Annotated in this window: 20 protein-coding genes; 10 read left to right on the top strand and 10 right to left on the bottom strand. The window is 34.8% G+C overall.

Annotation, left to right across the window (positions count from 1 at the left end; all coding sequences use genetic code 11):
* Positions 1-85: 85 nt before the first annotated feature.
* Positions 86-490: a winged helix-turn-helix transcriptional regulator gene (locus CW752_RS13990; RefSeq protein ID WP_101240318.1), complete on the bottom strand. Its 405-nt coding sequence runs from the start codon at positions 488-490 to the stop codon at positions 86-88.
* Between the two features lie 99 nt (positions 491-589).
* On the opposite strand from CW752_RS13990, the gene lpdA reads away from it, so the two are divergent.
* Positions 590-1,990 (top strand): dihydrolipoyl dehydrogenase, encoded by a 1,401-nt coding sequence (gene lpdA, locus CW752_RS13985; RefSeq protein WP_101240317.1) that lies wholly within the window; start codon positions 590-592, stop codon positions 1,988-1,990.
* Positions 1,991-2,209: 219 nt separating this feature from the next.
* On the opposite strand, the gene CW752_RS13980 is transcribed toward lpdA, so the two are convergent.
* From CW752_RS13980 to CW752_RS13970, 3 genes are read right to left on the bottom strand one after another with little or no spacing between them, the layout of a single operon-like run.
* Positions 2,210-2,815, bottom strand: a complete 606-nt coding sequence (locus CW752_RS13980) for a hypothetical protein (RefSeq protein ID WP_101240316.1) — start codon at positions 2,813-2,815, stop codon at positions 2,210-2,212.
* A gap of 60 nt (positions 2,816-2,875) precedes the next feature.
* Entirely contained in the window at positions 2,876-3,457 is a 582-nt protein-coding gene (def, locus tag CW752_RS13975) for a peptide deformylase (RefSeq protein WP_101240315.1), read from the bottom strand.
* Between the two features lie 56 nt (positions 3,458-3,513).
* Positions 3,514-4,080: a Crp/Fnr family transcriptional regulator gene (locus CW752_RS13970; RefSeq protein ID WP_101240314.1), complete on the bottom strand. Its 567-nt coding sequence runs from the start codon at positions 4,078-4,080 to the stop codon at positions 3,514-3,516.
* Positions 4,081-4,262: 182 nt separating this feature from the next.
* Between CW752_RS13970 and CW752_RS13965 the strand changes: the two genes are divergently transcribed.
* On the top strand, positions 4,263-6,797 hold the full coding sequence (locus CW752_RS13965) for a phosphoenolpyruvate carboxylase (protein ID WP_101240313.1): 2,535 nt from the start codon (positions 4,263-4,265) through the stop codon (positions 6,795-6,797).
* A gap of 188 nt (positions 6,798-6,985) precedes the next feature.
* Here CW752_RS13965 and CW752_RS13960 read toward each other — a convergent pair whose 3' ends face one another.
* On the bottom strand, positions 6,986-8,590 hold the full coding sequence (locus tag CW752_RS13960) for a S8 family peptidase (protein WP_101240312.1): 1,605 nt from the start codon (positions 8,588-8,590) through the stop codon (positions 6,986-6,988).
* A gap of 87 nt (positions 8,591-8,677) precedes the next feature.
* On the opposite strand from CW752_RS13960, the gene CW752_RS13955 reads away from it, so the two are divergent.
* From CW752_RS13955 to CW752_RS13940, 4 genes are read left to right on the top strand one after another with little or no spacing between them, the layout of a single operon-like run.
* On the top strand, positions 8,678-9,802 hold the full coding sequence (locus CW752_RS13955) for a DegT/DnrJ/EryC1/StrS family aminotransferase (protein WP_101240413.1): 1,125 nt from the start codon (positions 8,678-8,680) through the stop codon (positions 9,800-9,802).
* 13 nt (positions 9,803-9,815) lie between these two features.
* On the top strand, positions 9,816-10,838 hold the full coding sequence (gene galE, locus CW752_RS13950; RefSeq protein ID WP_101240311.1) for a UDP-glucose 4-epimerase GalE: 1,023 nt from the start codon (positions 9,816-9,818) through the stop codon (positions 10,836-10,838).
* Positions 10,839-10,850: 12 nt separating this feature from the next.
* A complete protein-coding gene (locus CW752_RS13945; protein WP_101240310.1) occupies positions 10,851-11,615 on the top strand; it encodes a methyltransferase domain-containing protein in 765 nt (254 codons plus the stop codon).
* Positions 11,616-11,627: 12 nt separating this feature from the next.
* The gene (locus CW752_RS13940; RefSeq protein WP_101240309.1) at positions 11,628-12,080 is read left to right on the top strand and encodes an adenylyltransferase/cytidyltransferase family protein; all 453 of its coding nucleotides are present in this window, start codon (positions 11,628-11,630) and stop codon (positions 12,078-12,080) included.
* Between the two features lie 46 nt (positions 12,081-12,126).
* Here CW752_RS13940 and CW752_RS13935 read toward each other — a convergent pair whose 3' ends face one another.
* The 5 genes from CW752_RS13935 to pnuC form a co-directional block, all read right to left on the bottom strand.
* On the bottom strand, positions 12,127-14,661 hold the full coding sequence (locus tag CW752_RS13935) for a TonB-dependent receptor domain-containing protein (protein ID WP_101240308.1): 2,535 nt from the start codon (positions 14,659-14,661) through the stop codon (positions 12,127-12,129).
* A 130-nt stretch (positions 14,662-14,791) separates the two neighbouring features.
* Positions 14,792-15,817 carry an endolytic transglycosylase MltG gene (mltG, locus tag CW752_RS13930; protein ID WP_101240307.1) on the bottom strand — a complete coding sequence of 342 codons (1,026 nt, stop codon included), beginning with the start codon at positions 15,815-15,817 and terminating at the stop codon, positions 14,792-14,794.
* A gap of 30 nt (positions 15,818-15,847) precedes the next feature.
* A complete protein-coding gene (gene dapF / locus CW752_RS13925; protein ID WP_101240306.1) occupies positions 15,848-16,615 on the bottom strand; it encodes a diaminopimelate epimerase in 768 nt (255 codons plus the stop codon).
* A 93-nt stretch (positions 16,616-16,708) separates the two neighbouring features.
* Positions 16,709-17,353 (bottom strand): hypothetical protein, encoded by a 645-nt coding sequence (locus tag CW752_RS13920; RefSeq protein WP_101240305.1) that lies wholly within the window; start codon positions 17,351-17,353, stop codon positions 16,709-16,711.
* A 4-nt stretch (positions 17,354-17,357) separates the two neighbouring features.
* Positions 17,358-18,020: a nicotinamide riboside transporter PnuC gene (pnuC, locus tag CW752_RS13915; RefSeq protein ID WP_101240304.1), complete on the bottom strand. Its 663-nt coding sequence runs from the start codon at positions 18,018-18,020 to the stop codon at positions 17,358-17,360.
* 165 nt (positions 18,021-18,185) lie between these two features.
* On the opposite strand from pnuC, the gene CW752_RS13910 reads away from it, so the two are divergent.
* The 4 genes from CW752_RS13910 (at position 18,186) to secD (ending at position 25,709) form a co-directional block, all read left to right on the top strand.
* On the top strand, positions 18,186-19,703 hold the full coding sequence (locus CW752_RS13910; RefSeq protein WP_101240303.1) for an amino acid permease: 1,518 nt from the start codon (positions 18,186-18,188) through the stop codon (positions 19,701-19,703).
* A 50-nt stretch (positions 19,704-19,753) separates the two neighbouring features.
* Positions 19,754-20,767, top strand: coding sequence for a WD40/YVTN/BNR-like repeat-containing protein (locus tag CW752_RS13905; protein ID WP_101240302.1), 1,014 nt, complete (start codon positions 19,754-19,756; stop codon positions 20,765-20,767).
* A 175-nt stretch (positions 20,768-20,942) separates the two neighbouring features.
* The gene (gene hemN / locus CW752_RS13900) at positions 20,943-22,301 is read left to right on the top strand and encodes an oxygen-independent coproporphyrinogen III oxidase (protein ID WP_101240301.1); all 1,359 of its coding nucleotides are present in this window, start codon (positions 20,943-20,945) and stop codon (positions 22,299-22,301) included.
* A 513-nt stretch (positions 22,302-22,814) separates the two neighbouring features.
* The gene (gene secD / locus CW752_RS13895; RefSeq protein WP_101240300.1) at positions 22,815-25,709 is read left to right on the top strand and encodes a protein translocase subunit SecD; all 2,895 of its coding nucleotides are present in this window, start codon (positions 22,815-22,817) and stop codon (positions 25,707-25,709) included.
* Positions 25,710-25,793 lie beyond the last annotated feature (84 nt).

The raw sequence follows: 25,793 nt of genomic DNA, 5'->3' as shown, positions 1-25,793 counted from the left end.
GAAAAATTGAGTTAATGAAATTCTAAAATTGCTATGACTTAGTTTAATAAAAGCTATTATAATAACAAAGATTGTAGATGAATTTTTAACTCTCAGAAAGATAGGATTTTGCCCTTTTTATAAAACCTTCCTTATCTTTTTTGATATCTTCAAGCAATTTTTTCCTGTCCTCAGGAATGGTCAGGTATCGATCGCCCCAAAGATTAATTTCAACAATTATGGGAACCAGATCAATGCCTTTTGGGGTAAGATAATAGATGATTTTCAATTTATTATCAGGATGATTTTTTTTGTCAATGATTCCGTTTTCAAGAAGATGTTGAAGTCTGGTTGCAAGAATATTGGACGCTATTTTTTCATCAGCTTTTTGCAGTTCTCCATAGGTACATTCTTTTTTAAGCATCAGATCACGGATGATTAATAGTGACCATTTATCCCCCCATATTTCCAGAGAACAACTGATAGGACAGTCTGACCTTTTTTTACTCATAATGTTAATATTGAAATAATACTTGCAAATTAAAAGTGATTATTTTAGATTTGCTTTTATTTTGCAAGTAAAATTAATCATAAAAAATTAATAAATCAAATGGAATATTATGATATAGCCGTAATAGGATCCGGACCCGGTGGATATGTGGCAGCAATAAGAAGTGCTCAACTTGGATATAAAACACTAATTATTGAAAAGTATGATACATTGGGAGGAACCTGTACCAACGTAGGATGTATACCGACAAAGGCATTGTTGGATAGTACTCATCATTATTCAGATGCTCATCATCAATTTAAGGAGCATGGAATTAAGCTGGAACATATTGAGCTGGACTTTTCCCAAATGTATAAAAGAAAAGCAGAAGTGGTTTCAAAAAATACAGATGGGCTTAACTTTTTGATGAGTAAAAATAAAATTACTCGTTTAAAAGGGACAGCCAGTTTCGTCAACAATATGACAATAAGAGTAACCAATGATACTGAAACCATTGAAGTGACCGCTCAAAACTATATCATTGCCTCAGGATCAAAACCTTCAACGATTCCGGGAGTGACAATCGATAAGCAAAGAATTATTACTTCTACTGAAGCTTTATCTTTAGAACAAAAACCTGAATCAATGGTGATTATAGGAGGCGGAGTAATTGGAGTAGAAATGGCATCAATATTCAACCGTATCGGTACAAAAGTTACCATCCTTGAATACGCAGATTATCTCATTGCAACAATGGATCATGAATTAGGAAAAAATCTTCAGAAAATTCTAAAGAAAGAAGGAGTTGATATTCGGTTGAACCATTCAGTATATAAAACACAAAATACAGGCTCTTCGGCTCAGGTGTTTTTTAAAGACAAAAATGGAGCAGAAGAAACAGTGGAAGCCGATTATGTTTTGGTAGCAGTTGGAAGAAGCCCTTATGTAAAAGGGTTGGGGTTGGAAAATACAGATGTACAACTTGACGATCGTGGATTTATTAAAGTTAATGAAAATAACCAGACTGCCGTTTCAAATATATATGCCGTTGGGGACGTTATTGGTGGAGCAATGTTAGCCCATAAAGCCGAAGAGGAAGGTGTTTTTGTAGTGGAAACTATCAATGGCCAAAAGCACCATATTCATTATAATCGTATTCCTTCTGTAGTATATACGTGGCCCGAAGTAGCTTCTGTAGGATATACAGAAGAATATTTGACAAAGAATAATATTCCTTTTAATGTAGGTAAATTCCCGTTTTCGGCTAGTGCGAGAGCCAGAGCATCTATGGATACGGATGGGTTTGCCAAAGTCTTGGTTGATCCCAGATATGGTGAAGTTTTAGGAGTCCATGTCATTGGAGCAAGGGCCGCCGATTTAATTGCACAAGGAGTTATTGCACAGGAATATGAAGTAACTGCAGAAGATATGTTCCGAATTTCCTATGCGCATCCGACCTATTCTGAAACATTGAAAGAAGCGTATTTGATCGCATCAGGACAAGGTGCTATTAATATTTGATAAAGATGATATTGGCTGGTGAAACACGAGTGTGTAAGGTGTTTTAACTAATGTTTTATATTGCCACGAATGCACTAATAAAATAATTCGAGCATTCGTGGCAAAAAATATAAGAATGCCTGTTGAAAATCTCTATATTCAGTAAAACCTATAGGTTTTCAAACCAAAATTAACGAGATGTTTTTCCGACAAAATAATTCATTAGTGCATTTTGATGTATTATAGAGTAGAGCAATCTTCACTTTTTGAATAGATTCCATTACTCTTAGCCTCTAATTTTCCGGTTTTTCTATTGATTTTAATTAAAAAAGACTCTTTAGTTACAGGGCAGCCTTTAGCTTTAAAAGCATATAGGGAAATGTGTTGATTTTCAATTTTATAAGAACCGGTAAATCGGTTATTGGTATCTATAGAATAACCATAGGTTTTTGCGATTAGAATAGCTTCAGGAAGATTATCAATGGTTCCAATAAAATCCCTTAACTGTTGCTCATTAGAAAAATATATGGATCTGTCTTTTTTACAAGCCAGGATGTATGAGAAGCAGTTATTGCCAATACATTTTTGAAAGAAGCCTTGTTCAGGAGCTGGATCATTAATTGTCATAAAATCCGGTGCCTGACTTTCGTAGACGATTGCTTTGTCAGGATCGGTGTCATTAGTTAACACCCTCCAATACTCATATTCTTTATCCGGTACAATAAACGGGTACAAATAATCAACAGTATCCAGGATATCCGGAATTTTTTTGTAATCATCGGGAACCTTGATCTGTGCCATAAACAGGTTGGAGATAATTAAGGAAAACGCGATGATGGATTTCATAAGAAAGTGCTTTAAGGCAAATTTACAAAAATAAAGATGTTTGATCAATACTCTAAACGCTTATAGAAATTTCATAGAATATCCGGTTGTCACACTTCCATTAATAATCTTTTTCAATTTTGATTCTATAAGCTTTTTTGTTAATGGCTTCAAATGATCAGTATATAAAATACCTTGAGTATGATCATATTCATGTTGAATGACTCTTGCCGTCATTCCTGAAAATGTTTTGATGTGTTGGGTGAAATCTTTATCCATATATTCAATGGTGATTTTCCAAGGACGTTTTACCTTTTGTGAAAGGCCCGGAATGCTCAAACATCCTTCATAATCTTCCCAGGTTTCTTCTGAAGAACCAATGATTTTAGCATTGATAAAAGTTTCTTGTATTCCTCGATCATTTTTTTCAAAATAAAGGATCTGATCTTCCATATCCATATTTTCAAAAATAACTTGACTATCAACGATAAAAAGCTGTAGAGGTTTTCCTATTTGAGAAGAAGCCAAACCGCATCCGCTGGCATTTTTCATGGTTTCCCACATATCTGTTGTCAGCTTCTGTATTTCCTGGGTATTTGAATGTATTGGGATACATTTTTGTTTTAAAATGGGGCTCCCATATGCTAAGATAGAAAGTTTCATTGCGGTATTTTCCTGCAAAGTTCAGCAGAACAGAAAAGATATACAATGAACCTATGTTAATAAATCTGTTTACGGATTCTACTTAAAGCTTGAGGAGTAATTCCAATGTAAGAAGCGATATACTTCAAAGGCACACGCTGCAGGAGTTCGGGTTGTTCCGTAAATAATTTTAAATAACGCTCCTTAGCTGTAAGTTTCAGCAAAGAAAGTTCTCTTTTATTTTTGGCTAAAAATAGTTTTTCAGAAGCAAAACGTCCCAGATGGTTTCCCGCATGAGTTTGATCATAAACTTTTTGTAGGTCATCATAAGAAATTTGCCATACTACAGTCTCCGTTAATGCCTGCATTTCATATTCAGAAGGAGTTTGGGTAAGGAAAGAATCGTAGGCGCAGGTAAATTCTTTTTCAAAACCAAAACTGAAAGTATAGCCATACTCATCATCGGGAATATAAAATCTTACCAATCCGGATTCTACAAAAGATAAGTAGTTTTCGGTATCTCCTTGTTGAGTAATGATTTCATTTTTATCATACACTTTTCTGTGGAAATGTCCTGCTATAAATGCCCATTCCGATTCCTGTAGTTTGACGATCTGTTCGTAGTATGCTCTGATGTAACCCATAACAAATTTTGAATAATTTTTAATACAACATCAGCAGTATTAACTGTATTATTAGCTATATTTAAAAATTAATTGGAAGCCCAAAGTTACGAAATGTTTATGGAGAAAATAATATATTTAGTACAGCTTCTTTTTGTCATTTGTCAATTAAATTAATTCCAAAATCACCTACATTTGTTACTATGATACACGACCAACGCGCAGAAAAATTCAGGCAGATCGTGGAGAATAAATTCCAGATCTACAATTCGTTATTTATGAGCCTGCCTTATGATAAAATGACAAATATCGGAATGCTGCTTCCGTTTCTTTATGAAGAAAGCAGAACAGGCTATGAAGCTGGGAAAACCCCTGAGGATATTGTTGAAGAATTCTTTAAAAACCATACCGATCTTCAAACCGAGGATCAGAAACTGGAGTTACTTTTTAAAATCATCCAGTATATAGAAAGACAGGTGGTTTTATTTGACAGTATTGAAGATGCTGCTTTTCCCAATCTTCACTCAGAAAGTGATAATGGAACAGTAACCAACCTTTTTGAACGTTCTTATCAGGATCATAAAATTGAAAAAGTACGCGAAAAATTAAAAGATTTTAGTGTAAAGGTAGTTTTTACAGCACACCCGACTCAATTTTATCCAAGTTCAGTACAAAGGATTATTCAGGATTTAAGGGGAGCAATTACCAGTGATTCCGTGACGCAAATCGATATGCTTTTACAGCAGTTAGGCAAAACTCCTTTCGTGAATAAAGAAAAACCAACTCCTATTGATGAAGCATTGAGTATCATTTCATATTTGAGATATGTGTATTATGATACCATTGGCGAGTTGTTTACGAAGATTAAAAAGACTTTTGGAAACGGGCATTTCCACTTACATGAAGATATTATCCAGCTAGGTTTCTGGCCGGGAGGAGATAGAGATGGCAATCCTTTTGTAACAGCAGACGTTACGAAAAGAGTAGCAGAAGAGCTTCGTTCTGCCATTCTGAAGTCCTATTACAGTCATTTGAAATTCATCAGAAGACGATTAAGCTTCAGAGGGGTTTCCGAAGTTTTAACGCAATTGAGTGAAGACTTATATGCAGCAATTTTTGATGACAAAACTATTACAGCAGAAAACATCCTGAAAAAAGCTGATGAAGCGGAAAAAATATTGATTAATGAGCATAATTCCTTGTTTTTAGATCTGTTGATTAATTTCAGAGATCGTGTCAAGATCTTCGGAACTCATTTTGCTACTTTAGATATTCGCCAGGACAGCAGAATCCATCAGAAAGTAATTGATGAGGTTGTTGCAAAAGTATATGGAGAAGATGAGGCTGATGCTGAGCAGAAATTCAATAAGCTGATCGAAACATCAGGTAAAGTTGATCCTAATGATTTTGAAGATATTGTAAAAGATACATTATTGACGGTTTCCCAAGTTTCAAAAATTCAAAACCTGAACGGATTGAGAGGAATGAACCGTTATATTATTTCCAATTCCGACGCTGTAAAAGATGTAATGAATGTTTATGCATTTTTTAAGGTTTGCGGATACAAAGAGGACGATATCAATATGGATATTGTTCCGCTTTTTGAAACTATGGAAGGTCTGGCTAACGCCGAGAATGTGATGAATGAATTATACCAACATCCTGTTTACAAAAAGCACCTGGAGAGAAGAGGAAATCAACAGACTATCATGTTGGGCTTTTCCGATGGAACAAAAGATGGAGGATATCTTAAAGCCAATTGGGAAATTTATAAAGCCAAAGAAGTTTTGACAAAGCTTTCTGAGCAAAATGATATCAAAGTCGTATTTTTCGATGGTAGAGGAGGACCGCCTGCCAGAGGTGGAGGTAAAACACATGATTTTTACGCTTCTCAGGGAAAAACCATTGCCAATAATAAAATTGAATTAACCATTCAGGGGCAAACAATTACCAGTATTTTTGGAAATAAAGAGCAGGCAAAATATAACTTTGAACAACTTCTGACAGCCGGAGTTGAAAATGACGTATTTAAAAATGCTAAAAAAGAGCTTACAGAAAAAGAAAGAACATTACTTGTTGAACTGGCGGAAATCAGTTATAAAAAATATTCAGATTTAAAGGCACATCCAATGTTTGTTCCTTACCTTCAAGAGATGAGTACTCTTGAATATTATGGTAAAACCAATATTGGGAGCCGTCCATCTAAAAGAGGAAATGGAAGTGAGCTGAAATTTGAAGATTTGAGAGCCATTCCATTTGTAGGATCATGGTCACAGTTAAAACAAAATGTTCCCGGATTCTTTGGTTTCGGTTATGCTATGCAACAGATGAAAGAACAAGGCAGGCTCGAAGAAGTAAGAGAATTGTATAAAGGATCCGACTTCTTTAAGACATTAGTATTAAACTCTATGATGAGTATGAATAAATCTTATTTTCCTTTGACATATTATATCAAAAACAATCCGAAATTTGGTGTATTCTGGAATGTATTGTTTGACGAATATGAACTTTCAAAAAATATTATGCTGGAATTAACCGGATTTAAAATGCTTCAGGAAGAAGATCCGTTGTCTAGAAAATCCGTAAAAATTCGTGAGAAGATCGTATTACCATTGCTTAGTATTCAGCAGTATGCGTTGATGAAGATCCAGAAAGGAGAAGGAAACAAAGAAGCTTATGAAAAACTGGTGACCAGATCATTGTTTGGAAACATTAATGCAAGTAGAAATTCTGCATAAAATTATCCTGGTAAATCAATGGTATTTCTAATAATACAATAAATTATATCAATAGAAACGGGCTTTAGCCCGTTTTTTTTATAATGAATCAATCCATCGGCTTTAGCCGAAACTTAAAAATTGTGATATCATTATCTGTGGTTAAAATAAAAATCTGCTTAGTCAGTTTAATCTGTGCGAGAAAGTCCTTATTCTTTAATAAATTTCTCATAATAGATTTTATCCTTCGTCTGAATTTTCAGATAATAAATTCCCCTGGAAAAATCTTCAACGTTTACCATTTTCTGATCATTATTCTTTCTGATGAGTCTTCCCAAATTATCATAAACTTCAAGTGATTTTACTTCATATGCAGAAATAATATTCAATATATTTTTAACAGGATTCGGGAATAAGGAGAATTTTTCTTTTTTTACATGTTCTGAAGTACTTAAAACGGAATTGTACATATTTCCGAAATTAAGAATGCCATACCCCATTTGGTCTGTATAATTAGGATAAAGAGAAGCAGATTGTCTTAATTTTGTTCTCACCTGTTCCCTGCTCATTGTTGGAAATGCCTGAATGAAACATGCCACACCACCCGCTGCAATAGGAGTTGCGATAGAGGTACCATTTACAATGAGTGTGGATCCATCATAAACTGTTGTTGTGGAAGTTCCTTGGGTACTTCCATCAGGTTTTATGATACCAAGAGAATTAGGGCCATAAGATGAAAAATCTGAAGAATTACCGGCAGCGTCAACTGCTCCAATACTGAATACTTTAGCGTTGTCGGCAGGAGTTAAAAGATAATGCCATGGCTGCTGCCCCGAGTTTCCTGTGGCAGCGAGAACAAAAATCCCTTTTTCAGTAGCTATTCCCGCACCTCTGGCAATAAAAGAAGTACTTCCGTTCATATCAGCGTAAGTATAATTATATTGAGGATCGTCAAAGACATTATATCCGAGAGAGGACGTAATAATTTCTACACCCTTTCTGTCGGCTTCTTCCGCAGCTTCAATCCAATACATTTCTTCTTCCGGAATTTCAACGGTGGCATTTTCACTTCGGTAAAGATAAAAATCTGCATCTGGAGCCGCTCCCACAAAAATATTTTCCAAATATCCGCCAATGATCCCTAAAATTGCTGTTCCATGGGTGCTTAAGGTTGTATTGTAAACATCATTATTCTTGGTGACAAAATCATAGCTGGCTTTTATTTGGTTATTAGCCCATAATCTGGAAAAAGCAGAACCTGTATTCACTGTTGGAAATCCGGCATCAATAACGGCAATAGAGATTCCTGTACCGGTATAACCTGCCAAATGGAGAGGCTTTATGTTGACCTGATCAATCTGTGCAGTACCCGAACCGTAATTGAAGGAAGTCTGTATTTTCTGAAAACTTGTATTATCTTTCCATTTATTAACAGGTTTAATAGTAGGTCCTGTTGAACTATTCCTTGCAAAACTTTCGACCGATTGTACAAAAGGTTGTGCTTGTAAGAGTGTTATTTGAGCAGGAGTAGCCTTTACTGCTGCACCATTCAACCATTTGGAATAATCTGTTACCGTAAACCCAAGATTCTGAAGATTCTGTAAATAAGACGGTTCAATAGGAGCATCCTGGTCATTAAGTGGAATTCCCAACGTCGTACGCCTGTTAAGTGATTTTTGAGTGAGCTCCGAAAGTGGATTCGCGTAAAAGGCGGCTTTATTAGGTTTATCCGTGAAATAAACAAAAACCAGCTTTGTCTGCGCAGACGAACTGAAGTAACCTGTTAAGAGACAAAAGAGTAAAAGTTTTTTCATAGTATTATTTTGTATAAAGATAAAAACAAAATCAATAAAATTTTTGATAGGATTTTAAATTCCTTATTTTTACAGAAATATTTATTTATGAAAAAAATTCAGATGGTTGACTTGCAAAGTCAGTATTACAAAATAAAGAATGATGTAGACAATGCGGTTTTAAATGTAATGGATTCTGCGGCTTTTATCAACGGTCCTGAAGTAAAGTCTTTCCAGAATGAATTGGAGTCTTATTTAGACGTGAAACATGTGATTCCATGTGCTAATGGAACAGACGCATTACAGATAGCTCTGATGGCATTAGATCTGAAAGAAGGAGATGAGGTTATTACTGCCGATTTTACTTTTGCAGCAACAGTAGAGGTTATCCATCTACTTAAATTAAAATCTGTTTTGGTAGATGTTGATTATGATACTTTCACGATTTCAACAGAACAGGTCAAAAAAGCGATTACGCCAAGAACAAAAGCAATTATTCCTGTACATTTGTTTGGGCAGTGTGCTAATATGGAAGAAATCCTAAAAATTGCTGAAGAACATAATTTATATGTTATTGAAGACAATGCCCAGGCAATTGGTGCTGAATATACATTCTCCGATGGAGCTGTGAAATATGCAGGAACAATGTCTACCGTAGGAACAACTTCTTTCTTCCCTTCAAAAAATTTGGGATGTTACGGTGATGGTGGTGCTATTTTTACCAATAACGATGAATTAGCGCACCGTTTAAGAGGAATTGTAAACCACGGAATGTATGAAAGATATTATCATGATGAGGTAGGAGTGAATTCACGATTGGATAGCATTCAGGCAGCGGTTCTGAGAAAAAAGCTTCCTCACCTGGATTCTTATAATGAAGCAAGAAGAAAAGCAGCTGATTATTATGATGAAGCTTTTGCAGGAAATCCAAATATTTTGACTCCGGTAAGATCCGGAAATTCAACCCATGTATTCCACCAGTATACACTAAGAATTCTTAATGGGAAACGTAATGAACTTCAGAAATTCCTTACGGAAAAAGAAATTCCGGCAATGATTTATTATCCAGTAGCATTAAGAAAGCAAAAAGCTTATTTTCAGGAAAGCAATGATGCTGATTTTGTGAATACAGACAAGCTTTTGGATCAGGTAATCTCCTTACCAATGCATACCGAATTAGACGAAGAACAGTTGAAATATATTACGGATGCTGTACTTGAGTTTATGGCTTAATTAAAAAATAAAAATGGCAATACTTGTTACAGGGGGACTTGGGTATATTGGTTCTCATACCGTAGTAGAACTTATCAATAACGGCTTTGAAGTTGTTATTGTAGATGATCTATCTAATTCAGAAAAATTTATTTTAAATAATATCGAGGAGATTACAGGTAAAAAGCCGATTTTTTATCCTTTTGACCTTAAAAGAAAAGAACTTCTCAATCAGGTTTTTGATGCTCATCAAATTGATGGGTGTATTAATTTTGCAGCTTCTAAAGCAGTAGGAGAGAGTCAGGTTATTCCGGTAGATTATTATGAAAATAATTTATTTTCATTAATTAATATTCTTCAGGAATTTAAAACAAGAGGAATATCAAACTTTATTTTTAGCTCATCTTGTACTGTATATGGACAAGCTGATTCTATGCCAATTGATGAAAATACTCCCCTGAAAATGCCTGAAAGTGTTTATGGTAAGACAAAACAAATGGGAGAGGAAATCCTGATTGATTTTGCAAAAGCCTATCACCGAAAAATAACATTATTAAGATATTTCAATCCCATTGGTGCTCACCCGTCTGCAATAATTGGAGAGCTACCAATTGGAATTCCTAATAATTTAGTGCCTTATGTTACGCAAACTGCAGCAGGGGTTCGTGAAAAGTTAAGTATTTGGGGTGATGACTATCCAACAGAAGACGGAACGGCAGTTCGTGACTACATTTATGTTGTTGATCTAGCGAAAGCACATGTTGCTGCTTTAAAAAAACTGATGGAAAACAAGTCTGAAGAAACTATGATTGATATTTACAATCTGGGAACTGGAAAAGGATCATCGGTTTTAGAGGTTGTAAAAGCTTTTGAAAGAGCGAATGGTGTACATGTTCCTTATCAAATCTGTGATAGGAGAGAAGGTGATATTACCATCGCATACGCAAATCCTGCCAAAGCAGAAAAAGAACTTGGATGGAAATCTGAAACTTCTTTGGAAGAATCCCTAAGAACAACTTGGGAATGGCAGAAATATTTAAATTCCAGAAATTCATAAACATATTTAATAATGGCTTGGAATCCTGAAGTATACGATCAGTTTAAAGAAGAGCGCTCAGCTCCTTTCTTTGAGTTATTGAAGCTTGTTGAATCAAAAACAGGTTTGTCTGTTATTGATTTAGGATGTGGAACAGGAGAGCTCACTTCCAAGCTTTTGGACTATCTGGAAGATTCTAAGGTTCTGGGGATAGATTCCTCTGAAGAAATGCTTGAAAAAGCAATTCGTTTTAAAACAAGCAGATTAACTTTTGAAAAAAGAAGTATTGAAGAGCAACTCCACCTAGGAGATCGATATGATCTTATTATTTCTAATGCTGCTATACAATGGTGTAATCATCATAAAGAGCTTTTTCCCAGAATTATCAGTAAAATTAAAGAAGGAGGACAGTTAGCGGTGCAGATTCCATCCAATCATGAATATGTAGTACACCAATTGCTTAGAAAGATTGCCGGGACGGAGCCTTATAAGACAGCTTATAACTCTTGGGAAAGAGAGTATACCGTTTTAAAAATAGAAGACTATGCCCAAATACTATTTGATAATAAGGGTAGAGAAATTACCGTTTATGAAAAAGTATTCCCTCATATTCTGGAAAATGCAGATGCAATATTTACTTGGGCTTCAGGAACTGCTATGTTACCATATGTTGAAAAACTTCCGGATGATATGAAAGAACAATTTAAAAACGATTATAAACAAGAATTACAAAACACATTTCCTGAGTCACCTGTCTTTTATCCATTTAAAAGAACATTTATCTCAGCGAAATTTTAATTTTAAATTAATATGAAGACACAAAGAATAGGTATTACATTTTCCTCATTTGACTTATTACACGCAGGACATATTAAAATGCTGGAAGAAGCAAAAACAGTTTGCGACTATCTAATAGTTGGGTTACAGATTGACCCTTCCCATGATCGTCCAGGTAAAAATAAACCAAGCCAAACGATTGTTGAACGATATATTCAGTTGAAAGCTGTAAATGCTGTTGATGAAATCATTCCTTATTACACAGAAGAAGACCTGTTGGATATTTTAAAATCCTTCGTAATCGATGTAAGAATTATTGGAGATGATTATCTGGATAAAGATTTTACAGGAAAGAAATATTGTGAAGAAAAAGGGATTGAAATCTTTTATAATAAAAGAGATCACAGATTTTCTACAAGCGACCTAAGACGTAGAATTTATGAAGCAGAAAAAGAAAAAATTGTAAAGAAAGAACCCGTAAAATAATAGGATAAAAAAATCCCGAAAAGAAATTTTCGGGATTTTTTTTATATTACATTGGACCACCTTGTTGGTCGTCACCAGCTGCGTTAGAATTAATATCTTTTTTCTTTTTAGGTTGGTCTATTTTTTCACCCTGTTTGAATCTGTATGTGAGAGATAGGGCAAACTGTCTCGGTTGCCACTGCATATAATTGTCTCTTGTGTAATTAGGACCATATGCGGTAGATCTCATAGATCTTGTATTAAAGATGTCCTGAATATTAAAGCTTATAGTACCATTTCCTTTCCATATAGTTTTGGATGCACCTAAGCTTAAGGCATACATATCTTTTCTATCTATGCTCTGTGTTTTTTGTCCTCCTCTGTAAAAACCTTGTAACTGAAAACTAAAAGTTTTGTCAATTTTAAATGTGGAGGTAAGCCTTGCTCTTGTAGAGAAACCTTTTCCCTCAAAAGAAGTTGGCTCATTCATAATGGTAGGGTCAAAATAAACTCCTGTAGTCTTATATCCGAATAAATCTACGTTTCCTAAAAATTTAAGCCATTTCGTAGCATCCCAATTGAAATTAAGATCTAAACCATAACGATCATCATTTCCAAGGTTGATAGGCTTCGTATGGAAAGTCGTCAAAGTTTGTGGTACACCACTGGCATCTTTAGAAGTAACATCTTGATCGTATACAAGCATTTTTACATCATCAGTCGAATGTCTGTAATATAAAGTAGGATTGATTGTAAAATTCTTTTTAGAGATACTGTATCCAATTTCGTAAGAATCTACATAAGAAGGATTTAAATCGATATTTCCATCAAAAATATTCTGATTATCACTGTAATTAGGATTAGGAATCAAAAAGAAAGAACGAGGACGGTCAATTCTTCTTGAATAATTAATTAAAAATTGATTGTCTTTTGCAATTTCATAACTCAAGAATACGCTAGGAAAAAGATTATTATAGTTTTTAGATTTATTTACAGCTGCTCCTTCACGGTTCAGATAATCTACATCAACTTTTGACAATTCATCTCTTAGACCAATTTGATATCCTAATTTGCCTATTTTACTTTTAAACTGAACATAGAATGCATTAAACATTTCTTTATAGTTTGCATTGTAGGTATACTTATCAAGATAAGCCAAAGCAGGACTCAATACTGTGCTTTGCATTACCTGGTTGCTGTAATCATTAATGTTAGAGTCTAGTCTGTAACCTGCTTCAATTTTAGAATTCTCACCAATTGGAAGTTCATAATCTGCTTTAGCAATAATTGATTTATTAACTGTATTTTGATTGACAAGATCCTGAAGCTGGAAAATATCTTCTCTAGTATCATAAATATTACTATCATTATTTGAGCGGTTTCTCTGTAAACTTAAGGATAGTGATAGATTCTGACCATTATCATCAAATTTATGATCTAATCCAAAATCTCCTTGAAATGCAAGGTTATTTCCGGTTCCATTACTTGCTCTCAGTCTGAAAATACTTCCTCCGGTGAAAGGATAGTCAAAATAATTTATATTTCCTTTGTTGTCGCTATCAAAAGTTCTTACTGTACCTGATGCATTAACCGATGTTTTATCGGAAATATCGTAAGTCAGACCAGCAGATGTATTGTAATTATCATTTTTACTTTTGCTGATAGATTCATTATGAGTTTCTTTATTGATTCCACTGTTGAACCAGGCATCGGTTCTACTGGTATTCTTAGATTCTCTGTAGCCTCCGCCACCATTTAAAAACCAGGTGAATTTGCCTTTTCTCCAACTTAAATTTGTATTAAGTGAAGTTTGTGGAAGATAGCCCAACGTTCCGGTTACACTTCCATTAAAACCTGTTTTTTTATTCTTCTTTAAAATAATATTCAAAATACCGGCAGTACCACTTGCCTCAAATTTCGAAGAAGGATTGGTAATTACCTCAATTCTTTCAATCTGATCCGCAGGAATACTTTGTAAAGCATTAGCCCCATCATCAATTCCAAGAAGAGAAGATGGCTTACCGTTGATTAAAAACTTTACATTAGAATTTCCTCTCATAGAAACGGTTCCATCCGTATCCACAGAAACCGAAGGTACATTCGTTAAAACATCCTGGAGATTTCCTCCTTTGCTGACAATATCCTGCGACGGATCATATGTTTTTTTATCAAGCTCTACCTTATAAGGCTTGGTTGCTGAAGCTGTAATAACCACTCCTTGTAGCTCCTGAGTTTTTCCGTCCAGAGTACTTGATGCTTCCGGCTCTATAGATAATGCCCCAATATTTCCTGGACCGGTAATATTTTTATTAATAATACTTTTCTTGTAATCGATGGCTTCTACTGTAATGTCATAGTCTCCGGGAGCAAGCTGTAATTTGTATTGACCTTTTTCATCAGTCAATACAGCGTCACTTAATGATTTGTTGGCTTTATTGGTGAAAGTTACAGACGCATAAGGCACAGGTAGATTTTTTTTATTGACAATCATGCCTGAAACTCCCGCCTTTTCTTGTGCAAAGGCCATTGCCGCTGCCGAAAGTACTAAGGTAAGCCCTAAAGTTTTTTTGGTAAAAATACTGACAATTTCTGTCTTACTCATAGGTTATTTTTTTTGTATAAAATCGTAAAGAGATAGCCTTAATATCTTTAAATTTCAGATGATCTTGATTATAAAGATATTATGGTTTATTTGTTTTTTAACTGTATAAATTCTTAAGTGCTTGTTAAGCCTATTTTATATTTTTTGAATTAAGCCATTGCTGATAGGCCTTTGCATTCACAGCGTGTTCCTCAGCACTTGCTGTGAATTTATGATATCCAAATCTTGCAGGATCAGCACACATAAATATATAATTATTGTTTTCTGCATTTAAAACAGCGTCTACCGAATTTTTATCCACGATACAGATAGGCCCCGGGGGAATACCTGCATTAGCATACGTATTGTAAGGTGATGGTGTAGACAGATGCTTATATAATACCCTTTTAATAGGTTCTTTGAAATTAGTCTGCTTATTGATGGCATAGATTACCGTAGGATCAGATTGAAGCTTCATTCCTTTTCTGTAACGGTTTAAATATAATCCTGCAATCGTTCTCATTTCATCTTTTTTTCCTCCGGACTCTTTATATACAATAGAAGCCAGAGCATAAATCTGATCTCTCGTCAGACCGGATTGTTGTTCTTTATTTTTTCTTTCACTAGTCCAGAAATCATTATATTGATCGTCAAATTTTTTGAAGAACTCTCTAGGACTTACTGTCCAGAAAAAATTATAAGTATCAATGAAGAAATATTTTTTTAAATCTTCAGCATCTTTATATCCTTTTTCCTGTGCAACTCCATTCAGGTCATTCACAAAATGTAAAGAATCCAGCTCGGTTTTTTTGGTTACTTTACCAATCATTTGGTATATATCACCAAAATCTCCGATTCTGAAAGAATTAGCCGTCTGATTTCCTGCTTTGATCATATTAACCAGATCTGTATTCCCTGTACCGTTTTGGATATGATAACGTCCTGCTTTAAAATTGATGTCAAGACCTTTGTCCTTGGCTACGGCTTCAAAAGATTCTTTGTTTTTAACATACGGGGCAATAGAATCCATGATTTGTTGAAACCCTGCTTTATGAGGAATCAGCACATAACCTTCTTTTTCTACATTGTTTCCGTAATATTTATTATAAAATCTCAATCCAAAAAATCCTGCAATGGCAACAGCCAGCAAAATGATAATGAGAATAGCTTTTTTCATTCTTTTACTATTGATTAAAAGTTTTTGTTTTTAAAAAATATCTACTTTACCTCTAAAAACTTGCTTAGCAGGACCTTCAAGCCAGATATTCCGGAAAGAATTTCCATTTTTTTCAGCATATACTTTAAGATTTCCACCTAAGGTTTTAACTTTTACAGAGGTTAGATTGTCTTTTTGTAGAAAAGTTAAAGCAGAAGCCGTAACTCCGGTTCCACAACTATAAGTTTCATCCTCAACGCCTCTTTCATAGGTTCTTACAAAAATTTCATCAGCAGCATTTTTTTCCACAAAGTTGACATTGATCCCTTTTTCTTTATAATTTTCTGAATTTCTGATGCCATGTCCTTCAGTATATACGTTGAAGTCTTCCAAATGTTCTACATATTTTACATAATGAGGAGATCCGGTATTAAGAACGAAATCGTTTCCGTCATGGGAAATAGTATCTACATTAATCATTTTCAATTTAATGATTCCATTGTGAATTTCAGCCTCATGTTCACCATCTATGGCAATGAACTTACATTTATCTTCAAAAATGTCAAGAAAGAAAGCAAATGCTACAAGACATCTCCCTCCGTTTCCACACATAGTACTTTCGCCACCATCAGAATTGTAGTAAACCATTTTAAAATCATAATCAGGGTCATTTTCTAAGAGAATAAGCCCGTCAGCACCAATTCCAAAACGTCTGTCACACAATTTTTCAATGATACTTTTGTCTTTCGGAAACTGGAGATCACGATTATCAACCATTACAAAATCATTTCCAGTTCCTTGATATTTAAAAAATTCCATATTGTCTTTTGTCTAAAATAAAGAAACAAAATTAATATATTTAAAATGAAAAACGAACAGCGTTAGCTGTTCGTTTCCTTATTTATAATCGTTTTATCTAAATCCGCCGTTCTGTCTTTCTGAACCGCTTGAGCTGCTTGAGCTGCTTGAACCGCTCGAACTGCCTCTAAATCCACCACCACTTGAAGGTTCCGGTCTGCTTATACTTTCAGAGCTTCTGAATCCGCCGCTGTTCGTATTTCTCTGAGGAGCCTGGTATCCGCTGTTTTGGTTTCTAAATCCGCCACTGCTTTGATTCTGGTTTCCTTGATTATTCTGATAGCTTCCACTTTGATTTCTGAACCCACTATTACTGTTCTGGTTTCTGTTTCCTTGATCGTTTCTATACCCGTTATTGGTATTACGATCATAATAAGGCTCACCTCTAAATCCGTTGTTTGGTCTTGAAGATTCGGATCTTCTTTCTACGTATACTTTTCTTCTTGAATTGTTATAGTTGTAGTAGTAATAAGGAACTCCATTATCATAGTAATAATTAACATTGTTTCTATAATAATAGCCGTCGTTACCCCAATAACCACCACTACCATAATATCCGGAAGGAGCATAATAATATCCATTATTATAATATGGGTCACCATAACCGCTATTATACCCGTATCCGTCTGAATATGCCAAACAAGATGTTAAACTACTAATAGCAAAAATACTGAGTGCTATTTTTAATAAATTTTTCATGACTTTATTGTACTTTTTTTTCTTTAAAACTTTTTTTCCAATTAAGGTATCCTAAGATAGCCATTATAGTAAATACCAAATATTGAACCGAAGTGATACCAAGTCCCTTAAAAATCATCATAGGGATACAAATTAAATCTCCGATAATCCAGAAAATCCAGTTCTCAATGCGCTGTTTGGCCATAAACCACATTCCTACTAAAAATATGGAAGTGGTAAAAATATCCATCCAATTTGCCCAATCAAGATGATACAATCCAAGATAAGAACTTTCCAGATTATCAATATAAGGCTTACAATAATAAATAAATGTTACAAACGCCAGACTTAAGATGAAAAGAATACTCGCATAGATCCATTCTTTTCTGGAGGCCCAGGTAACGTCCACATGTACATGGTCTTCAGAGTTCTTTGCCCACAGAATCCATCCATAAATACTCATTATTGTATAATATACATTGATTAAGCAATCTCCCAGTAGACCGAAATTGAAAAGAATATATACATAAATGAGGGTTGAAATAATACCGCTAGGATAGACCCATATATTTTTCTTAATGGAAAAATATACGCTTAAAGTTCCGAAAATAGCACCGGATGCTTCAAGTATAATTTGCAAATAATCATAGCTTTCATAAGGCTTTACAAAAAGATTGTATAGATTCATGGGATCAAAAATAAATAAAAAATAGGACTTTTTAAAATGAATTTTATAATGGGTTGTTTGTGCTTTTGAAGACTTTAATGTAAAATATGTGACGAAAGTTTGCCGATAAATGGGAGAGTTTCTAAATTTTTTATATTTTCGTAAATCCTTAATAAATAAAAAAACATGTCTAAAATTTGGGTTAAGAAGCCACTAAGTGCCTATGAGGCAGATATGAAGAAAAGTGAGCTGAAAAAAGTCCTTGGAAAATGGAGTTTAACAGCAATTGGAGTAGGTGCTATCATTGGTGGTGGAATCTTTGTTCTTACAGGAACCGGAGCCTATTATCATGCAGGGCCGGCGCTTGCAATTTCTTTCATTATAGCAGGTATTGCCTGTGTTTTTGCTGCATTATGTTACGCAGAATTTGCATCTATTATACCTGTTGAAGGTTCTGCTTATGCCTATGCATATGGAACAGTGGGAGAAATTTTTGCCTGGGCAATGGGCTGGTGTCTCATTCTGGAGTACGCTATGGCAAGTATGGCGGTTTCTGTGAGTTGGTCAGGATATTTTAACAAATTTTTGAAAATTTTTGGAGTTCATCTCCCGGCGTATCTTACATCTGATCCTGCGAGTTATACAGGAGAAGGATTTTCGATGAACCTTCCCGCATTTATCTTGGTTTTGTTGATTACAGCATTATTGGTAAAAGGAACTAAAGAAGCTGCAGGAGCAAATAATCTGATTGTTCTGATGAAAACCTCTGCCGTTATCTTTGTAATTATAGCGGGAGTATATATTATTTTCTCTAATAGTGATCTGTACAACGCTGTAGATGGTGTTAAGAATTGGAAACCTTTTATCCCTGATCAGATAAAGATTAAAAACTCTGAAGGAGATATGGTCTCGGCATATGGTATCCAGGGAATTATTTCAGGGGCAGCTGCTATTTTCTTTGCTTATATTGGTTTTGATGCTGTTTCTACGCAAGCAGGAGAAGCTATTAATCCTAAGAAAGATGTACCTTTTGCCATTATCGCTTCTTTATTGATTTGTACTGCATTATATATTTGCGTGTCTCTTGTATTAACAGGAATGATGCATTATTCGGATTTTAATCCTGAAGGAAAATATCCAGATGCAATTAAGGCACCTGTAGCTTATGCTTTTGAAATTGCAGGAAAGCACTGGGCAAGTAATATTGTAACGATTGCAGCAACAGTAGGATTAATTTCTGTAGTAATGGTAATGATGATGGGGCAATCCAGAATCTTTATCGGAATGGCCAAGGATGGATTAATTCCTCAATTCTTTGGAGAACTTCACCCAAAAACAAAAACACCTTACAAAGGAATTATTTTATTAGGAATTGTAGTTGCACTTATTGCTGCGTTGACGCCAATTTCCACACTTGCAGATATGACAAGCTTTGGAACTCTGTTTGCGTTTACTTTGGTTTGTATCGCTGTTTGGGTAATGAGAAAGAAAGAACCTAACTTGATCAGACCTTTCAAAGTTCCTGCTTATAAAGTAGTAGTTGCATTAGGAGTGATTATTAACTTATACTTAATTTATAACCTAAGTAACCATGCAAAAGAGCTTTCCGGAGCCTGGTTGTTATTAGGAGGTATTGTTTATTTTGTTTATGGAAAAAGAAATAGTAAACTTAACAATCCTGAGAAATATAAAGATATAAACTAATCATTATATAAACCGCTTCGGCGGTTTTTTTTGTATATAAATTTATTAATATGAAAAAGATTTTTTCCATTCTGTTCCTTTCCATAGGAATGTGTGTATTTTCTCAGCAAGTAGAAAATATTGAAACGATTTTTAATGATAAAATAAGCATTAGAGCGTTGGAGCTATATGACAATAAAGTTTGGTATACGGGTACAGACTCTATGTTTGGATTTGTTGATCTTAATGATTATAAAAATCAAAAACAGATTCCTCTTTCTCAAAAAAAACTTCAATTCAGAACTCTAGCACAGAATAAAAATTCTTTTTATGCTATTAATATTGAAAGTCCTGCTTATTTCTTTAAAATTGATAAAAAAGATCTCGGTACTCAGGTTGTTTTCATTGATACTGTAAAAACTGCATTTTATGATGCTTTGCATTTCGTGAATGATAAACTTGCTTACACTTTCAGTGATGCAGACAAAGATCAGATGTTGAAACTGGCTGTCTATAAGAACGGAAACTGGAGTCAATACAAAAATAATTTAAAATTGAATGAAGGAGAAGCCGCTTTCGCAGCAAGCAATACCAATATTTCATCTTCAAAAGATTATATGTGGATAGCAACAGGCGGAAAAGCTTCAAGAATTATAAGGCTAAACTTAAAAAATGAAAAGCTGGAGGTTTTTAATACACCGTTTGTTCAGGGAGAATCTTCTCAAGGGATATATTCCATCGATTTTTATGATGATCGGTTTGGCGTTGCTGTAGGTGGCGATTTTACCAGACAAGATGCCAATGTGAATAATATAGCAACCACAGATGATGCAGGAAAAACCTGGAAAGTTCAGGCATCTGGACAAAATGCAGGGTATATGACCTGTGTAAAGATTAAACCGGGTTCGAAAGGAAAAGAAATGATTGCTGTGGGAGATCAGCATATTAGTTATTCTTCAGATTTTGGTAAAACCTGGAAGAAAATTTCCGATGAAAAAGGGTTTTTCGTTTGTGAATGGATAGACGGAAATAAGATTGCTTTGGCAGGAAAAGATAGAATTGCCGTAATGAAATTAAAATTTTAAATAAAAGAAATAGAATTTATCACTATTCGATAAAACATTGATGATCCGTATTTAGACTCATTATAAAATAGAACCTAATATAATTCATAGGTTAAAATTCATTAGTAATGGTTAATTTTGTAGTGCTGAATTTTAGTTATGTTAAATTTGGCACTACAAAATTTTAATTTTCAAAATGAACTCTTTAATAGATAAGTATAATATTCCCGGACCACGTTACACCTCTTATCCAACTGTTCCTTATTGGGATGAAACTACATTTTCTCCTGAGAAATGGAAAGATAGTGTAATCAGGTCTTTTCATGAAACGAATGCAGAGGAGGGAATTTCCATTTATATTCACTTACCTTTCTGTGAAGCGTTGTGTACATTCTGTGCGTGTCATAAGCGAATTACCAAGCAGCACAGCGTTGAAATTCCTTATTTGGAAAGTGTTTTAAAAGAGTGGAAACTTTATCTTGAACTTTTCAATGAAAGACCAAAGTTGAAAGAGTTGCACTTGGGTGGAGGTACTCCTACATTTTTTTCTCCTCAGAATTTAAAAACTTTGTTGGAAGGTATATTTGAAACCGTAGATATTGCAGAGCATCCGGAATTTTCTTTTGAAGGACACCCAAACAATACGACTAAAGAACATCTTCAGACTTTATATGATCTAGGCTTTAGAAGAGTAAGTTTTGGGGTTCAGGATTATGATCCTAAAGTACAGAAGGCAATCAACAGAATTCAGCCTTTTGAAAATGTGAAAAACGTAACGGAATGGGCTAAAGAAATAGGATATAGAGGAATCAGTCATGACCTGGTATTTGGGCTTCCTCACCAGAGTTGGGAAGCGATGGAGTATACCATTCGAAAAACAATGGAACTGAAACCGGATCGATTGGCATTCTATTCTTACGCGCATGTTCCATGGATAAAAGGTGTTGGACAAAGAGGATTTGATGAAAATGACCTTCCGAGCGGAGAAGAAAAACGCCGTTTATACGAAGACGGGAAAAAATTACTTCAGGATCTCGGGTACATCGAGGTAGGAATGGATCATTTTGCGTTGGAGCATGATGATTTGTATCAGTCTTTAATCCATAAAAAACTTCACCGAAACTTTATGGGATATACCTCAAGTAATACTCAATTGATGGTAGGCCTTGGAATGTCTGCTATTTCAGATTCATGGTATGCTTTTGCACAGAATGTAAAAACGGTGGAAGAGTATCAGACGATTGTTGAAGAAGGGAAAATTCCTGTAGTAAAAGGACATGTTTTGAATGAAGAAGATTTGATTGTGAGAAGACATATTCTGAATCTGATGTGTCAGCTTGAAACTACTTTTAATAATACGAATTCTTTCCCTGAGCTTGAAAACGCATTAGACATGCTGAAAGAGATGGAAAATGATGGTCTGGTTGAAATCAGCGGCCATGAGATTAAAATTACAGAAGCTGGAAGAGCTTTTACGAGAAATGTAGCTATGGTTTTTGATCTCAGGATGATGAGAAATAAACCAGAAACGAGAATCTTCTCTATGACGATATAACAAAAGCGGTTCAATTTGAGCCGCTTTTTATTTTTGGAAATGATAGTATTGGAAATTTTCTTTTTGTCATCGTAGACAATTTTATTCTTCATTTTTTAAATCTATCGTATTAATATTCCCATTAGGTTGAATAATTTGAGAATTTTGTTTTTGTTGCACTACGAAAAGCTTGCTGTCATTAGTATTTGTAATCATGACCTGAGCTGTAAGTCAGGTAACAAATTCCTTTAAATTAATACTTTGAAAATTAAGAATTAAGGAAGGAGAAATATGAGTTGTATAAAATGATTTTTCCATAATGTTTTGATAGTTAATATGTTGAAAAATACAGGGGAATTTTATATATGTTAAATATTGAAAACTTCATTACAATAGCATGAAAAAATTGTTAAATCTTAAATCGAGATCAGAATGCCAATATATCTGAAAATAAACCATTTCTGTTGTTAAAAATTCATAAAATACAAGAAAATGATTATATTTGCCGACTAAATTTAACGTAGTTATAACAAAATGCAAGGAAAAGGACTTATTACAATTGTTGCTATTGTCCTGGGGTTGATCTGCTTAAACGAGCTATTACCAACCTGGTACGCCAGCAAAATTGAATCGCAGATTGAAGCTGCGAAAGGAAACGAGAAAGAGATCAAACGAATCAAGGAAGATACTCTTAATCTGGGCTATACAAAGCTTTATTATTCTAAAGCTAAAGACAAGGAAATGAAATTGGGTCTCGACTTGAAAGGAGGGATCAATGTTTTATTGGAGATCAATCAGAGAGATTTGGTAAACGATCTTACCAATTATTCTACCAATCCTGTTCTTATCGAAGCTTTAAACAAGACCGATGAAGCTCAGAAAAACTCAACAAAATCTTACATCGACAACTTCTTCGAACAGTTCGATGCGGTAAACAAAGCAAAAGGAACCAACCTTAAGCTTGCAGATCCGGAACTTTTCGGAAATACTAACCTGACAGAAATCAAGTATAATACTACTGATGAGCAGGTTAAAAGTATTGTAAAAAGAAGAATTGATCTTTCTGTAGGAACAGCTTTCGAGGTAATCAGAACGAGAATTGATAAGTTGGGAGCTATCCAGCCAAACGTTCAGAGAGTACCTGGTACAGCAAGAATTTCTGTGGAGATGCCTGGTATGAAGGATATCGACAAGGTAAAGAAAATGCTTCAAACTTCTGCAAAACTTCAATTCTGGGAAGTACAACAGGTTCCTGAAATTGCACCTTATTTCCAAACTTTGACAACTATGGTTGCTGCAAAAGGAGATTCAATGGGAGTTGCAAAAAATGTGAACTTCATGAAACTTTTACAGCTTGAGAAATTAAGAAGTAATGGAGTAGCTAACGTAAAGCTTTCCGATACAGCTGCTGTAAATAAAATTTTAAACAGCAAAGTTGGAATCGCGGCACGTCCGGCTAACATTAAATATACACAGTTTATGTGGGGTTACAAGCCTGAAGCTACAAGTCCTGATGATTTGGTACTGTATGCAATCAGAAGTAACATCAATCAAAAAGCTCCGGTAGACGGTGCTGTAGAATCTGCAAACATTAGCTACGACGAACTTGGAAGAGTAGTAGTAGATATGCAAATGGATTCTAAAGGAGCTAAAGAATGGAAGACTTTAACAGAGAAAAACGTAGGAAAACCGGTTGCAGTAACACTTGACGGTAGAGTATATACAGCGCCGAATGTTGTAAATGCTATTCCTAACGGTAGAACTCAAATCTCTGGTAACTTCTCTCAGGAAGAAGCTAAAGAATTAGTAGATGTTCTAGGTGCCGGTAAATTACCTGCAGGAGCGAAAGTAGTTCAGGCTACTCAGGTAGGTCCGTCTTTAGGACAGGAATCTATCAACGCCGGTATGATTTCATTTGCTATTGCATTCTTAATCATTATTGTTTATATCATTTTCTATTACGGTGGTGCCGGAGTGTACGCTGTAATCGCGATGGTAATTAACCTTTTCTATATTTTCGGGATTATGGATTCCGGAGACTTTACGCTTACACTTCCTGGTATCGCAGGTATCGTATTGACGATGGCGATGGCGGTAGATACAAACGTAATTATCTATGAAAGAACGAAAGAAGAATTATTTGCAGGTAAGAGTATTTTAGAAGCTTATAAAGACGGTTTCAAACATGCATTAAGTGCAATTATCGATGGTCACTCAACTACGTTATTAACTGCGGTTGTATTGTTCTTCTTCGGAACAGGACCTATCAAAGGTTTTGCTTTGACGTTGATGATCGGTATTATTATGACGTTGTTTACTTCAGTATTGCTTTCAAGAGTAATGATTTTCAGCAGACTGAACAAAGGTAAACATCTTTCTGTGTGGACTCCGCCAACGAAAAACTTATTCAGAAATACTTGGATCGACTTTATTGGTAAGAGAAAATATGCTTACATCATTTCTGCTGTTTTAACAGTGATTTGTCTTGTATCTATGTTTACTCACGGATTCAAATATGGTATCGATTTTACAGGAGGTAGAAATTATATCGTAAGATTTGAAAAACCTGTAAATGCTAACGAGGTTGAAGAAAACCTGGTGAAGTTATTCAAAACTGAAGATGGTAAAAACTCATCTGTAGAAGCTAAAACTTTCGGAAATGCAAATCAGCTTAAAATCTCTACAGATTACCTGATCGGAGATGAATCATTAAAGGCTGACCAGACTATTGAAGAAAAATTATACCAAGGATTAAAAGGAAATCTTCCTGCTAACCTTACTTTAAAGGATTTTAAATCCGCAGACAAAGATCATGCAGGTATTATCTCATCTGAAAAAGTAGGTCCTACTGTGGCTGACGATATTCAGACGCACGGTATTCTTGCTGTAGTTGCTGCATTAGCTGGTATCTTTATCTACATCTTATTCAGATTTAGAAAGTGGCAGTTCTCTTTAGGTGCTGTAGCAGCGTTGTTCCACGATGCGATTATTATTTTGGGTACGTATTCATTGCTACACAAATATATGCCGTTCAATATGGAAATCAACCAGGATTTCATTGCTGCAATTCTTACGGTATTAGGTTACTCTATCAATGATACCGTAATTATCTTCGACAGAATTAGAGAATACCTGAGAGAGAAAAAATCTTTAACATTGGCTGGATTATTCGATGACTCTATTTCAAGTACATTGGGTAGAACATTCAATACTTCATTCACTACGATCCTGGTGATCCTTGCGATCTTCATCTTCGGTGGTGATAACTTGAGAGGATTCATGTTTGCGATGTTAATCGGTATTGGATTCGGTACTTACTCATCTATTTTTATTGCATCTGCAATTGCTTACGATTTCCTTAAGAAAGGAAAAGAAGAAGGGGTACATGGAAAGACCACTTCTGATAAAGAAGTACTTGCTTCAAAGTAATACAAACTACAATAAATTAGTAAAGGCCGTTTCAAAAGAAACGGCCTTTTTTATTAAAAAAACAAATAACGACAGGGAAAGAGC

The sequence above is a fragment of the Chryseobacterium sp. PMSZPI genome (assembly GCF_002835665.1).
Classification (GTDB): Bacteria; Bacteroidota; Bacteroidia; order Flavobacteriales; family Weeksellaceae; genus Chryseobacterium.
This window is presented reverse-complemented; position numbering and strand designations above follow the sequence as displayed.